The sequence below is a fragment of the Planktothrix sp. FACHB-1365 genome, assembly GCF_014697575.1.
Classification (GTDB): domain Bacteria; phylum Cyanobacteriota; class Cyanobacteriia; order Cyanobacteriales; family Microcoleaceae; genus Planktothrix.
Map to the genome: position 1 here is coordinate 57755 of NZ_JACJSC010000012.1, position 15769 is coordinate 73523.

Sequence of the window (15769 nt, forward strand, 5' to 3'; positions counted from 1 at the left end):
TTCTAGCTCATCATAACATTGGGATCAATTAGATGGAACAGTATCTACAATTAGCCTATTTGAACGCTTGGGAATATTGCCCGCGTCGATTTTATTTAGAATATCAATTAGGCGAAATGGAGGATAACGAACATATTATTGTTGGACGTTATCTTCATGAAAATATTAATGAAGAAGGGACAACCATTGAAGGGGATACGATTATTCATCGTCAACAGTGGGTTTGGAGTGAACATCTGAAAGTGAGTGGCATTATTGATGCGGTGGAAGAACGAGACGGTCAACTGATTCCTTTGGAATATAAAAAAGGAAAAATGGCAGAACATCTTAATGATCATTTTCAACTTTGTGCGGCGGCTTTGTGTTTAGAAGAACGCACTGGAAGAGAAATTTTTTATGGTGAAATTTTCTATCACGGAAATCGCCGTCGCCAACAAGTTAAATTTACTTCTCAGTTACGACAAATGACTGTAGATGCGATCGCTTCCGCCCACCAAACCGCCGCCGGAAAAATCCCTTTTCCCATTGAAAATTCCAAAAAATGCCAAGCTTGCAGCTTAATGGGAATTTGTCTGCCTTTTGAAGTTAAAACACTGATTCATCAAGGAGTTTAAATTAAAATGTCTATTCTGTATGTCACTCAACCTCAAGCTATTTTAAGTAAAACCTATGAAGCGTTTACCATTGCCATTCAAGAAGAAAATGGCAACTGGAAAAAGCAATCTATTCCGGCTCAAACGGTAGAACAAGTTGTTTTAATGGGGAATCCCCAAGTCACGGGTGATGCTTTCACTTATGCTTTAGAATTGGGGATGCCTATTCACTATTTAACCAGTTTTGGGAAATATTTAGGCAGTGCTTTACCGGGATATTCTCGCAATGGTGCGTTACGGTTAGCCCAGTTTGAATTGTATCAAGATACAAAACGGCGATTAGAATTAGTCAAAACTATTGTATCGGCTAAAATTCAAAATCAATCTACGGTTTTGTATCGTCAGAAAATTGCCGACAGTCCTTTGAAAACTTATAAGAAATTAGTGTCTCAAAAGGCAACTTTAGATGAAGTTCGAGGGGTGGAAGGAATTGCGGCTAAAGATTATTTTGCGGAATGGTCGGCTATGTTAAAAGAACCTTGGTCTTTTCCCGGTCGAAATCGTCGTCCTCCCACTGACCCAGTTAATGCGTTATTGAGTTTTGCTTATGGTTTATTGCGGGTACAAGTAACAGCGGCTGTTCATTTAGTTGGACTCGATCCTTATATTGGGTATTTGCATGAAGTCAGTCGCGGTCAACCTGCAATGGTGTTGGATTTAATGGAAGAATTTCGTCCTTTGGTGGCGGATAGTTTGGTGTTATCGGTTTTAAATAAACGGGAAATTCAACCGGATGATTTTACTGAAAGTTTGGGTGCTTATCGCCTCAGTGATGATGGACGCAAGCGATTTTTACAAGGGTTTGAACGCAAAATGAATGATGAGTTTAAGCATCCTATTTTTGAGTATCGTTGTACCTATCGACGCGCTATTGAATTACAAGCTCGATTGTTAGGACGGTATTTACAAGAGGGAATTCCTTACAAACCATTGGTGTTACGATGAAGGATACTTTATTTTATTTGATCATTTACGATTTACCCGATACGAAAGCGGCGAATAAACGTCGGACAAGGTTACATAAGTTGTTGTCGGGTTACGGAAAATGGTGTCAATATAGTGTTTTTGAATGCTTTTTAACAAGTATTCAGTTTGTGAACTTACAACACCAAATTGAGAAATTGATTAAGCCTGCTGAGGATTCAGTGCGGATTTATGTTTTGGATGCGGGTTCTCGGAAACGAACGATTACTTATGGTTCTGAGCAACCCCGTCAAGATCAGGCGATTGTGATTTAGTTGTATTTGATAGGATTGACTGTAAGCTGCTACGCATTTTATTTGACAGTCAGTTTTTCGGATCTTCTTGTGGGATGGGCATCCTGCCCGTCTTAGTATTGGATTTAGATGCGTAATAGCTTACCCTGTTTTTGCTAAAGACAGGGTTTTTGTTTATCACAGACTTTTACTCTTGACAAGGGGTTGTCTTTGGTTTACTATAGTTTTCGTGAATCGAAGCGGGGGCTAAATCCTGGGGGGATTCACGAAAAACGCCAGAACCTTGACAATTCAATAGTTTTTATTGTTGAATTCGGTTAGTTATTGCTAATCTATTGCAATAACGAAGGCTGAAACGAGGCAAAAAATGAGGTTCACGAAAACTGGCTTCAGAATGCCTACTCTGTCCCAGTTTCAGGGGGCAGACTTTCAACTAATAGAATCCCGTTCGCGGGACTGAAACTTGGGAGTGCGATCACTATCCTCTGAAAGTTCATCTAAACTTTCAACTAATAGAATCCCGTTCGCGGGACTGAAACAGCAAAAGTAATGTATCGGGCGACGGTCATCCCCACTTTCAACTAATAGAATCCCGTTCGCGGGACTGAAACTAACAGTGGGTTAAACCTCTATGACTCTCAAGGTGGATTAGGCTTTCAACTAATAGAATCCCGTTCGCGGGACTGAAACAAGATTTCTACAATATTGAACAACTCAAACATCATCACTTTCAACTAATAGAATCCCGTTCGCGGGACTGAAACCTAAAAGTTCAGGATAAGCGATTTCCAACGATTCGTCTTTCAACTAATAGAATCCCGTTCGCGGGACTGAAACCTGTTTGGGGAGAAAATACGACACAAGTTAATAAGCACTTTCAACTAATAGAATCCCGTTCGCGGGACTGAAACAAAATGAACGCCATACCAAATCATCAAGGATTACGATCTTTCAACTAATAGAATCCCGTTCGCGGGACTGAAACAATATCCCGTAGGTTTTACCTTTGGAGTCGTATTCGCTTTCAACTAATAGAATCCCGTTCGCGGGACTGAAACTCTCTACTTCTTTATTGACTATTGAATCAATCTATCTTTCAACTAATAGAATCCCGTTCGCGGGACTGAAACTTTGCTCACAGTCAAGATTTAATTCAAGTTGTTCACCTTTCAACTAATAGAATCCCGTTCGCGGGACTGAAACAGCAATGCTGAAGCTATGGCATTAAGACGGGCTGCGGCTACTTTCAACTAATAGAATCCCGTTCGCGGGACTGAAACATTATGATTGATGAGTTTGGGCTTTACGCTCCCAGCTTTCAACTAATAGAATCCCGTTCGCGGGACTGAAACTCAACTAGAAAATGAAAGATTTGATGAACTCAATAACTTTCTTTCAACTAATAGAATCCCGTTCGCGGGACTGAAACTCTAAATTAATCATAGGAACTTCAACCCGTGGAACTACTTTCAACTAATAGAATCCCGTTCGCGGGACTGAAACCCAAAGATTGACCATTGAACTACTGTTGAAAGACAGCCCTGAAGGGCTTACTACGGGGTGCGTAAACCAAAATAAGTTAAAATTAAATCGGTATTTCCTATGTTGGTGACTTCGTGAACTTCCCCAGGTTCCACTGCAATACAAACCCCTGGTTTTAATTCATAATCTGTACCATTAATCGCCATATTTCCCCAACCCGATTCTACAAAAAAAACTTCACACATATCAGCATGGGAATGACCACCCGCCACTTGTCCGGGGGCAAAACAGGCTTGAGAAAAATTGGTTAAATGGGGTAAATCTCCTAAACTCAACATCACCTTTTTTTTAATCGCTGGATTATGGGAAACTTCCTGTTCTGGAATTTGGTTTAAATCGGTTATTTTCATAAAAATTAAACATACAATTTCTTTTAATTTTACTAAATTTATGTTATTTTGTCAATTAATTTAGCTAAACAATCTTTAACCGTTTGAATAGCAGATTCAGGAGAATTCACAATAAAAACTCGTTTTGGGGCTAAAGATTTAAAAAAACTTTGACTTTCTAAGTTTTGATTTAATAAAATAACACACTTATTTTGTTTAATTGCTAACGCAATTTCGGAAGCAGTTCCGGCTCCCATTCCACAAGCAATAATAACATCAGAAGATAACACATTAATAGTATTTCTAGCCTGACCTAAATTGGTAAAAATCGCAATATCTACCGCCTCAGACATTCCTTGACTATCCCCATTCGGTAAAATTCCCAACGTTAAACCCTTGGCTAATTTTGCCCCTTGATTAGCCGCTTCCATGACTCCCCTATTTCGACCTCCTGTTAATAAAACCCATCCTGATTCAGCAATCAATTGACCCAATTGATACCCATGATCAACATCCAGGGGCGTTGCTCCTTCTCCCGGCCCCATAATACCAATGATAATTTTTTTCATAAATAATATGATAAGATGCCAGACATCTATTAATTTAGAGCGATCAATCATCGCTGATTTCTAAACCTTGAGAAATCTTAAGATTTGTTATGAAAACTCAACTAAAGCTCAAAAAAGTATCCGGGGATACCTTAGTCCAAATGCGGCAGGATTTAATGGCTGAATCCCGACCGAGTTTTAACTACATGATTTTAGTCATAACGGCTTGTTTAATTGCGACTTTTGGATTACTGAGTAATAGTACAGCCGTCATTATTGGAGCCATGTTAGTCGCTCCCATTATGTTACCCTTGCGAGGATTAGCCTTTGGTATTTTAGAAAATGATCAAGAATTATCTCGGTCTGGTATTATCTCGATTGTTGTGGGAACAGTAGTAGCACTGATCTTATCAATCACTTTAGGAAAAATAGTCGGAATTGAAGATTTTGGTTCAGAGGTTTTAGCGAGAACTGAACCCAATTTAATAGATTTAGGAATCGCTGTTGTAGCCGGGGGATTAAGCGGTTTTACTAAAGTTGAAAAGGGGATTAGTGACGCGGTGGCTGGAACCGCAATTGCAGTGGCGTTAATGCCTCCTTTATGTGTCATTGGTTTAACGTTATCTCAAGGTTTTTATGATTTAAGCTATGGCGCAACATTGCTTTATTTAACCAATTTAATTGGCATCGCCTTAGCTTGTATGATTGTTTTTGTTTTGGCAGGTTATTCCCAACTCAAAAGAGAATTTGTCATCACACTGATTGTGGCTTCTGTGTTAGCAATTCCTTTAGGCATTAGTTTTTTAAAGTTCGTAACTCAACTGCGGTTACAAACGGATTTAAGGAATATTTTTCAAGAAAAAACCTTAACGGGACAACGAGTAGATTTACAAGACACTCATATTAATTGGAAACAAAATCCTCCCACAGCTTATCTAAAAGTTCGTTCTACCGAACCCGTTACCCCCAGACAAGTGCGTTTAGTTCAAGAGTTTATCAATCAAAAAATGAGACAGAATTTCACGTTGGTTTTCTTAGTTGAAGAGGTAGAACAAGTAGAAGCAGAGAAGTAATCAGTTGTCAGTTATCAGTCATCAGTTATCAGTCATCAGTAATTACTAATTACTAATTACTAATTAGTTGATTGACTCTCTCTTAACTCTTAACTCGTACAGGCACACCTGAGCGAAACCATATCTCTACACTGATAACTGATAACTGATAACTGATAACTGATTTTAAAATCCGCCAAAATCAAGGGGGGTCGATACAGGACTGGTGAAGACAAAATAAATAATTCCCGCTCCTAATAATGCGATCGCTAAACTAAAAAGAATGACCCAACGATCAGGGGGTTCGTAGGTATCTTCTTCAATATCTCGACGCACAATAAAATATTGAAATGTGGATAATAATACCGTTAATAAACCCACTCCTGAAAATAATAATCCTAATTTCCAACCATAACCAGGGCCAGGAACAGCAACAGGTTGAAATGCACGGAGGCGTAAAATCACAACACCAAATCCCATTAAACCAACGGCGGTTCGCATCCAGGCGAGATAGGTTCGTTCATTCGCTAAGTGATCTCGAACGCGGGAAGGGTTCAATTTTTTGGGTTTCTGGATAATTTCTGCGGTAGAATCTGGTGATTTTATGAATTCAGAGGCTTTGATTTGGGTGTAATCTTCAGTTTCCATAGTTTAGGAAATTCAACAAAAATACAGAGAATCAACCAGGAAATCACTCTTGTTCAGGGTGACTTTAATTATCCCTTTTCTCCCTGTTTAAAGGGAGATAGGGAAACATAGTTAGAAGCTTTTATGATTTTTTCGTACTCAAAGCATTAGGAATTTGGCTATCAATAATACTCTGAGAAATATTAGGGATAAACCAATTGATATTATTTCCTTGAACAACCTTCGCTAAGGGGGAGTTAAACTCAAGATTTCCAGATTCAGAATTAGTGGTAATTTCTAACTGAGTTCCATCCAAAATTTTAATCGCAATTGGCCCTTGTAAAGCCTCAGATTGTTCACTGAGTCCTAAATTTGTCCCCTTAAGATCTTGGGGTAAATAGAAGCCATCACAATCCCATTTTTTGGGAGTAGTTTGATTATCACCCAAAAAATAAAGGGTTGCTTGCTCATCTTGATCTTCTTTTCGGGGACTGCCATAAACTGCTATTGTTTTTCCAGTTTTATTGGTACATTGTCCCCAATTAGTTCCTGATTTTAAAGCATATTGTTGAAACTGTAAATAGTCAAGTTGTTGTTGAACAGCGTCAGAAATTGCGCCTTGAGTTTGTTTTTCATCTTCCGCAACTAAGGACAGTTGTTTTAAGGCTTGGGTGACTTCAATATAATCAGGATTTTTCATATATTTAGGTTCGGCGGAAGCTGGTTCAGAGAGCAGAAAATTTAGCATCAAAACCAAAGCAATCAATAGAGAAGTTAAGAATTTCATGAATTTTTTCCTTGAACTAGGTTGAATCAAAACATTAAAATTTGTACAGGGTGTAATCCGATTATTCAACTTCGGTTACTTCCGAGGAATTAGAAAACAAACCCAAGCACAACTAATGCCTAAAGCCAGAAGTGCTAATAACAGGTTTTCTTTGACGATAAATACACCTAAACCAATTAACACACAAGGAATAAATGTATTACCATAACCTGTTAAAACCTTAGCAATGGTGGGAAAATTCGTTAACTTGTAAGCCAGATAACACCAAACTCCAACGAGGGAGAAAAAGGTACATAATATGGTTAATAAACTTTCCCAACTACTACTGGCAAATAGGGGGACATAAATCCCTATATTATCGCTCCCATTGGCAACCGTTACCGCCGCAACTCCATAGGTTTGAGGAGATAACCAATTTTGCCAAAAAGAGGGGGGATTTGATGTTGTAGAAGTCTCGACAGAGCTTGAATCTTCCTCCTGATCGGTTGGGGATTTTAATAAATAATGAATCCCAAAGATAACAGGAACTAAACCCAACCATCGAATCCAATCAGGAGGAATCAATAAACTTCCAAAAAAACCGGGTAAACTTGCCAATAATAGGAGGGTAAATCCTAAATATTGACCGATGACAATTTGGCGACGGCGGAACAGATCATTAACTTGGGAAAAAAATAGGGTAAGGATGAAAATATCATCAATATTAGTCGCAGCAAAGGCGGCGGTTCCTGTTAAAATGGCGGTCATAAATTCGTTCATGGTTTGATTTTTATGTAACGGTTAATAAAGGAGAGGTTTAGAATTTTCGTCTGCGTTTAGTCGAATAGGAATGGGATGTAGGAAGCACTAAAGAAGCTGAAGGAATAATTTCAGGAGTGGGGTGAGTAAATTGAGCATGAATTTCTTCAATATGGAGTTCCATTGTTCTGACTAATTTCGGTGAACGAGTGCGTTGTCTGACGAACCAACTACAAGTTACGAATAAGTAGAACAGGAATAAATAAGGGAAGAGATTATAAGGCGCTTCAGGAACTGGAAACAGTTGATTTCCAGGAATACCAACGCTACCAATAATCGGAATCATCATGAAGCCAATAGCTAAGATAGAACAGACAACATCCATCGGGCGTAGTTGTTTAATTTTGTGGAGATAAAGGGGTGCAGCTAGGGAAACTAAAATGTAAACCGTTAAAAATCCATAACTACAAATCGCCCCTAAATAACCCATACTTTCAAATAAGCGAATATTGAACATTGACAGGATTGCTGGAACTAGAAACATCACAAAAGAACAGAGGGTAACAGCAATATGAGGGGTGCGATTTGAAGCGTGGGTTGTACCAATAGACGCATGAAATAAACCGTGACGCGCCATGGTAAAAAAGATGCGGGCGGCGGGATTAATGGTTCCTAAAACACAAGCAAAGAAGCTAAATAAAACCCCGAACGCAATAATATCTCCTAAGAATCCAAGACCGATTTGATGGGAAAGAAAAGCTAAAGGTTCTTCTGTCGTTGTAATCGAAACCCCAGTTCCTTCAAATCCTAGAATTTCAACATAACTGGTGAAGATAAAAAAGACTCCAGCTAGGATAACACTGCCCATCACAGAACGGGGAATTGTTCTTAATGGATTTTTAGCTTCATCTCCTAAAGTTGTTGCACTTTCAAATCCTGAAAATCCAAATAAAGCTAACACTAATCCGGTGGCAATATGACCGGGGGTAACTCCTTCTAAGGTGAGTTGGCTCAGATCTAAAGCAAAGCCTTTATGCGCCCATATCATAATCGTTAGAATTCCAATTAACAAAATCGAAATTCCTTCCATCCATAACATCGCCATAGCAGAAAGTTGGATATCTTTATAAGCTGCATACCAAGCAATTCCTGCACCAATGGCGAGTAAGGTAATTGCCGAAGGATGAATGCCTAAATGACCGAATAATATGCCGCTAAAGTTGGCTAAACCACAGAGAACAGACATTCCGGTGAATAAATAGGCGAGTACCAAACTCCAACCACAAATGACTCCGGCGGTGGGGCCTAATCCTTTAACAATATACGCATAAAATGAACCCGGAGAAGCAGAACGTCTGGCAAATTGATTAATATTAATACTGACAAAAATTAAGCCAATTAAACCAATTAAAAAACTGAGCCAAGTTCCTTTTCCTGAAAGAGCAACTAATAAGCCTAAATTAGAGGCTGGAATTGTTGTAGGGGCAATTACAGAAAAAGATTGAGCTAAGACTTCTCCAAAAGAAAGACAATCCTTTTTTAAGCCATGAGAACTTTGGTAGAGTTGAGTGCTTTCCGTCATAGAGTAATTCCTTCTGTATTTCAAATAAACATCGGTGAATTGCTCTGCGATCGCCAATAAAGTATTGAGCAATGATTAACGATATCACCGGACATGAAACAGTTAATGTTTCAGTTTTTACTCTATGGGGATTCCATAATAGAATCAACTGTTCTTTTTTGTTGAATTAATAAATTTTATTGATTGATTCTCCCCTTAATGGTGTTTCACGGTAGGATCAAAGAATGATTGCTGAAAATTTTCTACTTCAGTTCTAAATCTTCTGAGTGGATTTCCTCAGAATTAGTTTGAGTTTTAGGACGAGGGATTCGTTGCTGTTTATAGAAGGGTTTATAAACTCGTAGCCGATAAATAGACGTGTGTTTAACTTTTTTGAACCCACTTAAAATCAGTAACGTCATTAAAGTTCCGATTAAACTCATGCGCCATAATCCACATCCGGCGGCGGTTCCTAAACCGGCGGTTAACCACAAAGCTGCCGCCGAAGTTAGTCCTTTAACTTTAGGTTTAAGATTATGTTTTGGCTGTTGCAAAATTAAGCCAGCCCCAAGAAATCCTACTCCGGTTGCAATGCCTTGAACGGTACGACTCAGGGCGTTGGTTGAGTTCATATCAAAGCCGGCTTGTAAGGGTAGCATGATAAAAATAGCAGCCCCTAAACTGACAATCATATAAGTTCTCATTCCCGCAGGCCTACTGGGTTGCTGACGATCTAGTCCAATCAATCCTCCGATGAACAAAGCAATTCCTAAGCGGAAAATAATGGTGAACCAATCATCAGCCGGAAAAAACATTGGGTTAGAATTTATAGCCATTGCTCCTCAACCCCCCTAGGATTAAAAAATCCTACTATTTTTTAAATCTCATAGTGCCAAAAAGGTTGATGTCCTGGTAAGAGAATAAATTGCCTATTTAACCGTTCAATAATTCCATGCTGTTCAAATTCTTTTAAAAGTCGAGTAACTGTGACTCTGGTTGTGCCAATTGTTTCAGCAATTTCTTGATGGGTTAAATGAAATTCAATTAATTGTCCCTGAGAGACACCACTGCCAAATTTGTTGGCTAATAAGGTCAATAATTTATGCAACGCTTCATCAACGGGACGGGAATGAACGATTTCTAAAAAGGTTTGCAGTTGATGAATATGTTCAATTAACAGGGGATAGAGATTATCAAATTCAGAGATCGGAACAGGAATCGCCTGAACTGGGGTCACGCACTCCATATAGTAGGGGTCAGCTTTGGACAAAACCCGTGAAACGATATCTCCTTCCCCCCATAACCCTAATGTAACAACAGTTCCATTTTCCAGGTAGGTGAGAGTACGCACAACACCCGACTGAATTTTCCACAGGTGATCCCGTTTTAAAGGAAGTCGGTCACGGCGTTGGAAGTAACGCTGTTGTTGACTGAATTCCGGTGCAATTCCTGAAGCTAAGGTCATGGAAGATACAAACTCAGTGAAATTTAACTAAAATTGTAAAGCATATTACTTCTATTCGCATTATAATACACTTTTAATTGTATTCTATTTTAATTGTCCCCATTCAGACTAACCCCATCCCCAAATCATGCAAGAGGTGAGTAACTTTACAATGGCTGGAATGACCCTAGAGCAACTGCGGATTTTTTTGGCGGTAGCAGAACATCTACACTTTACCCGTGCGGCTGAGAACCTCTATATTACGCAACCGGCGGTTAGTGCTGCGATTCAAAGCTTAGAAACCGAATATCGAGTCAAGTTATTTCATCGGATTGGTCGCCACGTTGAAATTACAGAAGCGGGACAATTACTGCAACTTGAAGCTCAAAAAATTTTGGAACAAGTCGCCTTAACCGAACGCGGATTAAAAGAGTTAAATAATTTGCAACGGGGAGAACTCAAGTTAGGATCAAGTTTAACAATTGGAAACTATTGGCTACCGGAAAAAATTAGTCAATTTCAACGGCAATATTCAGGAATTATTGTTAACTGTACCTTAGCAAATACCGAGGAAATTTGTTTAGGGACAGCCAACGGACACTTTGATTTAGGATTAATTGAAGGGGAAGTCAAACCTTCTTTACAAAAATTGTTAAGTCAGGAGGAAGTTGGCAGCGATCGCTTATTAATTATTGTTGGACAATCCCATCCTTGGTTTAACCGAGAAAAAGTTGATTTAACAGAGCTTAAAAATACAGATTGGGTCATGCGAGAACCGGGTTCAGGAACTCAACAACGGTTAGAAGAAGCGTTACAAAATTGGGGAATTAATCTCAGTGAATTAAAGGTTATTTTAGTTTTAAATACCGGAGAAATGGTAAAATCTGTTGTCGAAGAAGGTCATGTAGCCGCCGGAATTTCTGAACTAATGGTTAAAAAAGAATTAAAATTAGGAATTTTAAAGGCGATTCGGATTGTTGATTATCGTCAACCTTCTCGTAAAGAATTAGAATTGATTCGACCTTTTTTAAAAATCAAACATTGTCAACGGTTTCAAACTCGTATTTCTCAAACCTTTGAAAAAATGTTATTATTGAATGAGATTAATTTACAGTTAACGCAAAGAAATGTTTGCTAAACGGATCTCTATTCAGGAAACTGATGATTCAATCAGGATTCTAGCTTAAATCCATGAATGAATTTATCATCTACAACTAAAGGTAAACTTCCATTCCATTTATCAATAATTTTTTGGTGCAAAATTTCGGGAGTTAAGGTTTTTTGCAGTAAACTATGAGCTTCAGCTTCTCCTTTGGCTAAATTGACCTTAACTTCTGCTTCTTTAATTGCTTTCAAAACTAAAAATCCGGCTTTTTTAGCATCCTGTTCAGCAATTTGTTTGGCTTCCACAGCATCGGTAAACCGTTGGGAAAAATGAACATGAACTAGAGAAATATTATCGACTTGAATGTGATAATTAATTAATTGGCTTGTTAATAAATGATCCACTTCTGATTTTACATTTTCCCGACAAGTAATAATTTCTTCGGCGGTATATTTAGCCATAACCGCTTTGAGAATTTCCTCAATCACGGGATTAATAATCGCTTCAATAATGGCTTGTTCATCCCCAATTTGTTGAAACGCTAAATTAACTTCTTCAGGGATAATATGCCAATTCAATGCCACATCCGTAAACACCTCCTGTAAATCTTTTGAGGAAGCTTCAGCTGATATTTCCTGTTTTTGAATACGGACAGTCATCTTTTGTACTGTTTCAGCCACAGGAATAATAAAATGCAATCCTTCATTCAAAATTTCAGACTGAACCTGACCAAATACCATTAAAATTCCCCGTTCTCCAGCATTAACAATAATCAGAGGATTGAAGAAAATTAAAAGTAATAAAAATACAAAAATCAGGTTAGCTGGCTTCAAAAATAATTGATATCTGGGCATGGGTACAATCTGAAGTTAACTTTCAAGAACAGTAGAAGATTGAGTATCTACAATTCGATTAAATTGGTGAATATTTAATAATAAACTACTGAGAATTGACCAAGTGATAGCCAGAAACCAACCCGCTAAAATATCACTGGGAAAATGAACACCTAAATACAGTCTTGTCCAAGCAATTGCCAGGACAAATAATCCGCCTAAACCAATTACTAACTCTCGCCATTTTGTTCTCCAAGTCAGTAAAATGAAGACGGTTACAAAGGTCATACTCAAGAGTGCGTGACCACTGGGAAAAGAAAAAGTTGAAGGAAAAGGATAGGAAGATTGCCACAAATGAGGTCGCATTCGATGAAAGAAAACTTTAGCAGATTGGCTGATAATTCCACTTCCTGAAAGCGTTAAAATTAAATACAAAAGCGATCGCCATTGTTTTTGATACCCTAAAATTAAAATAACCGGAGCTGCTAGGAAAACGATTCCTAGAGAAGTACAAGTAAAGGTTAAGATAATCGCCCAGCTTTCGAGTTGAGGTTGCTCCATAGCATGAAGGGCGAATAAAATTGATAAATCCCAAGGTAGACCACTGGAACTTTCACCTACTTTTAAAGCTAGAATTCCAAACAACAGTAAGGGTAAAGAAATTCCTAATACTAAAAACCGCCAATGCAGGATGAACCAGTCTTGAACAGAACTCCAGTTCCTCAATGACGGTTTATGGGGATTAAAATCAGACATCATTTTGTCCTCAAACTGCACATATTTTCAGTTTAATGCGGTAACAGGGACAGGTCAATTACATTAGACTGAACTAAGAGTACCATTACTACAGTAAAAGCAGTTGAAGAAAAAACACCCATTGCTAAATCTTTCTTAAGATTTCGTTCTGGGGAAGAAGATTCAACAACATTTAGGGCTCCATATTGCATTAAGAGAATTCCCGCTAAATTGGAGAGCCAATATCCAAAAATAGAACTCGGAAAAAATAAATCTTCAGACAATTTACTAAAAACAAATCCAAACCCGTAAGCAATCGGTAAATTAAAGATTAAATCATTCCACCAGCACAACGGAGACATCATGAAACCCAGAAAAACCAAAATTCCGCCGATCCATTTTTTAGACATAAATCTCTCCATTGTTAACAACTTCAACTCAATTGATATCAATTTTTATTAAAAAAAACAATCTGACTCAAGACTGATGCACGAAATCCTAGAAACCCGGTTTCTGCGTAACTTCTATGATAGTTAACTGGACTAGAATTCCAGTCATCGTGTGAAACTAGATAAATTGTACATGAATCTAGGATGAAATTCAATACATTTGCAATTTAATTTTATTTCTTTGTCTCCCAAGTTGGCCCCATCAGGGTTCCCCGCAGCCGCCAGAAGGGTTGTTGAGGGACGTTAACCTCCAGTAGGCCACTATACAGCTTTTCTTGAATATAAGGACTGTCTAAAACGGGCCAATTTTCTAAAACTTGTTGTTTTCCATTAATGATGGCATTGCCAAGGGCTTCATTTTGTTGATAAGTTAAGGTTAAGCGATCGCCTGCTAAACTTTTATAACTTAATTTTCCTTGACTTTTCCAATCTTGATCTTGAATTTCAGTTTGATCTAATCCCGTTTTCAACTGTTGAAAATTAGGATAATCATCAACCGCAGCAACATCAGTGATCCAAGCGGTTTTATTTCCCTGTGCAGCTAAAGCTTGTAAATTTGGTTGTTTCTCAGAAATTGAAGATTTCAACTCAATTTTATCCCCCCAAGGTCGAGCCACTAACCAAATATTATGAAGTTTCCAAATATACCAATTTTTATAGCGTTGAGGTTGACCATAGTGTTGAGGTAAAACCAGATGAGAAGCAGCAGGAACTCCCGCTTTTAAATCCGTTTCATTTAATATTAATTGAAAGATAACGGCTCCCCGTTTTTGTACTAATTGATCCCCCGGACTTCGACCTGTGGCTTGAAGACCATGATAAGTTCCTCCTAAATTAATCACGGCGTTTTGTTGACCCTTTGGATCTCGCACCACTAATTTATAGGTAGCATATTGAGCGCGAATCGTTCCCTTTACTTGATAGACTCTGGCGGGTTCTAATAAAGTCCCTAAACTATAGTTGTTTGTGATATAAAACGTTTCCCAAAGCCGGTTACTTTGATGATAACTATAATAAGCCGGATGACTGGCTCTAGCTTCAAATGGGAGGGGGATTTCTTTACGAGCGATCGCCCTTAAAATTTCCGGGGGACGATAGGAACTTAAGGACGCAGGTAAAGCTAACCAAGCATATTGATCATCCATTTTTTGAGCTAATTCGGGTTGATCTCCCCACCATAACCAAGCAACAGCCGTTAATCCATTATTCCAAGTATTGCGATCAAATCCTCGACTTTCTGCTCCTCCTGCGGTTCCCCAACTCAGCCGTAACGCCATATTAACGGCATACCAATCTAATAATCCTTTGGCTAATTCTCGTAATTTTTGATCCTGAGAAAAATCATAGAGATTTAATAACCCGCTAATACTATACCCATAATAAATAGATGAATGAAACTCACCTTGACCAATGGTTAAAAACTTATTTAATTCTGAGCGTAACCAGGCTTCATTTGTCGCGATACTCGCTGGATCACCAACCGGAAAACCACTGTTATTCATCAAGGCTAAACCCGATGCACGCTGCATAAATGTATGGTTTTCTGTTCCTGCTTCTGTCCATTCTAAAACCCTGGGGGATTCTAATTGACGACGATAGGCAAGTTTGACATCTAAAGGCATTGTTTCTTTAAATAAAAAGAAGATTCGCACATCTAACGGTGCCCGAAAATGATACAGATCCGGCTTATCTTGATCCAGTTTTAATAAAACATCCCAACTATGTTGCAGATCATAATTATTTCCTGCGGGTTCATTTTGTAGACTTAATCGTGCTAAAATAATCGGGAGTAAATATTTATGGGGATCACCGAGTTTAATTCGTCGCCACCAAGCATCTTTTTCATCTAAATTAATCGCAGCTAATTTCTCTCTAATCGCTAACCCTCTGGCTTGAAAAGCTGTTTCTTCGACGGAATTAATAGGGGGAGGTTTGGGGATAATAAAGCTTGAAGAGTTTGGAGAAGAAAAAACAGAACCTTCTAGCAAAATGTTAGAAATTTTAGTGGTTTCAGAAGAATTTTTTCCAGGAGTATCAACAGCAGACAAACGGCAGCCAAAAGCAAAAACAAAGACAACCGTTAATTTGATCAGAAGTTTAAAATTAGTCTTCATTACAGTCTCAAGTTTTAAGGGAGGAAAACCGTTTT

The 15769-nt window shown here is 38.4% G+C and carries 17 protein-coding genes and 1 CRISPR repeat array; of the genes, 5 read left to right on the forward strand and 12 right to left on the reverse strand.

The features are described from left to right. Window positions 1-32: 32 nt before the first annotated feature. Genes cas4 through cas2 form a run of 3 tightly spaced genes read left to right on the forward strand, consistent with a single transcriptional unit; the run spans window position 33 to window position 1891 of the window. Window positions 33-614, forward strand: a complete 582-nt coding sequence (cas4, locus tag H6G57_RS15020; protein ID WP_190519844.1) for a CRISPR-associated protein Cas4 — start codon at window positions 33-35, stop codon at window positions 612-614. Window positions 615-620: 6 nt separating this feature from the next. Beyond that, window positions 621-1598, forward strand: a complete 978-nt coding sequence (cas1d, locus tag H6G57_RS15025; RefSeq protein ID WP_190519845.1) for a type I-D CRISPR-associated endonuclease Cas1d — start codon at window positions 621-623, stop codon at window positions 1596-1598. Further along, window positions 1595-1891 carry a CRISPR-associated endonuclease Cas2 gene (gene cas2 / locus H6G57_RS15030; protein ID WP_190519848.1) on the forward strand — a complete coding sequence of 99 codons (297 nt, stop codon included), beginning with the start codon at window positions 1595-1597 and terminating at the stop codon, window positions 1889-1891. Before cas1d ends, cas2 begins: the two co-directional genes overlap by 4 nt. A 405-nt stretch (window positions 1892-2296) precedes the next feature. Beyond that, a CRISPR array of direct repeats spans window positions 2297-3373; the repeat unit is 37 nt; unit sequence CTTTCAACTAATAGAATCCCGTTCGCGGGACTGAAAC. Window positions 3374-3423: 50 nt separating this feature from the next. On the opposite strand, the gene H6G57_RS15035 is transcribed toward cas2, so the two are convergent. Beyond that, the gene (locus H6G57_RS15035) at window positions 3424-3762 is read right to left on the reverse strand and encodes a cupin domain-containing protein (protein WP_190519850.1); all 339 of its coding nucleotides are present in this window, start codon (window positions 3760-3762) and stop codon (window positions 3424-3426) included. Between the two features lie 38 nt (window positions 3763-3800). Continuing rightward, the gene (locus H6G57_RS15040) at window positions 3801-4310 is read right to left on the reverse strand and encodes a cytochrome (protein WP_190519852.1); all 510 of its coding nucleotides are present in this window, start codon (window positions 4308-4310) and stop codon (window positions 3801-3803) included. Window positions 4311-4399: 89 nt separating this feature from the next. Between H6G57_RS15040 and H6G57_RS15045 the strand changes: the two genes are divergently transcribed. Next, a complete protein-coding gene (locus H6G57_RS15045) occupies window positions 4400-5362 on the forward strand; it encodes a DUF389 domain-containing protein (RefSeq protein ID WP_190519854.1) in 963 nt (320 codons plus the stop codon). Window positions 5363-5527: 165 nt separating this feature from the next. Here the strand turns inward: H6G57_RS15045 and H6G57_RS15050 are convergent, their stop codons facing one another. The 6 genes from H6G57_RS15050 to H6G57_RS15075 all read right to left on the reverse strand — a co-directional run bounded on the left by H6G57_RS15050 (window position 5528) and on the right by H6G57_RS15075 (window position 10519). Continuing rightward, the gene (locus H6G57_RS15050; protein ID WP_190519856.1) at window positions 5528-5989 is read right to left on the reverse strand and encodes a YidH family protein; all 462 of its coding nucleotides are present in this window, start codon (window positions 5987-5989) and stop codon (window positions 5528-5530) included. 121 nt (window positions 5990-6110) lie between these two features. Continuing rightward, window positions 6111-6755: a hypothetical protein gene (locus H6G57_RS15055; protein ID WP_190519858.1), complete on the reverse strand. Its 645-nt coding sequence runs from the start codon at window positions 6753-6755 to the stop codon at window positions 6111-6113. Window positions 6756-6830: 75 nt separating this feature from the next. Continuing rightward, entirely contained in the window at window positions 6831-7514 is a 684-nt protein-coding gene (locus H6G57_RS15060) for a cadmium resistance transporter (protein WP_190519860.1), read from the reverse strand. 37 nt (window positions 7515-7551) lie between these two features. Further along, complete coding sequence (locus H6G57_RS15065) at window positions 7552-9075, reverse strand: APC family permease (protein WP_190519862.1); 1524 nt, start codon at window positions 9073-9075, stop codon at window positions 7552-7554. A gap of 242 nt (window positions 9076-9317) precedes the next feature. Further along, entirely contained in the window at window positions 9318-9890 is a 573-nt protein-coding gene (locus tag H6G57_RS15070; RefSeq protein WP_199314313.1) for an MgtC/SapB family protein, read from the reverse strand. A gap of 41 nt (window positions 9891-9931) precedes the next feature. Then, window positions 9932-10519 carry a Crp/Fnr family transcriptional regulator gene (locus tag H6G57_RS15075; RefSeq protein ID WP_190519864.1) on the reverse strand — a complete coding sequence of 196 codons (588 nt, stop codon included), beginning with the start codon at window positions 10517-10519 and terminating at the stop codon, window positions 9932-9934. Between the two features lie 127 nt (window positions 10520-10646). On the opposite strand from H6G57_RS15075, the gene H6G57_RS15080 reads away from it, so the two are divergent. Next, window positions 10647-11636, forward strand: coding sequence for a LysR substrate-binding domain-containing protein (locus tag H6G57_RS15080; protein ID WP_228041369.1), 990 nt, complete (start codon window positions 10647-10649; stop codon window positions 11634-11636). Between the two features lie 32 nt (window positions 11637-11668). On the opposite strand, the gene H6G57_RS15085 is transcribed toward H6G57_RS15080, so the two are convergent. The 4 genes from H6G57_RS15085 to H6G57_RS15100 all read right to left on the reverse strand — a co-directional run bounded on the left by H6G57_RS15085 (window position 11669) and on the right by H6G57_RS15100 (window position 15734). Beyond that, window positions 11669-12457, reverse strand: coding sequence for a prohibitin family protein (locus H6G57_RS15085; RefSeq protein ID WP_190519866.1), 789 nt, complete (start codon window positions 12455-12457; stop codon window positions 11669-11671). A gap of 15 nt (window positions 12458-12472) precedes the next feature. Then, window positions 12473-13192 carry a phosphatase PAP2 family protein gene (locus H6G57_RS15090; protein WP_190519868.1) on the reverse strand — a complete coding sequence of 240 codons (720 nt, stop codon included), beginning with the start codon at window positions 13190-13192 and terminating at the stop codon, window positions 12473-12475. 32 nt (window positions 13193-13224) lie between these two features. Then, window positions 13225-13581: a hypothetical protein gene (locus tag H6G57_RS15095; RefSeq protein WP_190519870.1), complete on the reverse strand. Its 357-nt coding sequence runs from the start codon at window positions 13579-13581 to the stop codon at window positions 13225-13227. Window positions 13582-13793: 212 nt separating this feature from the next. Continuing rightward, complete coding sequence (locus H6G57_RS15100; RefSeq protein WP_190519872.1) at window positions 13794-15734, reverse strand: hypothetical protein; 1941 nt, start codon at window positions 15732-15734, stop codon at window positions 13794-13796. Between the last annotated feature and the right edge of the window lie 35 nt (window positions 15735-15769).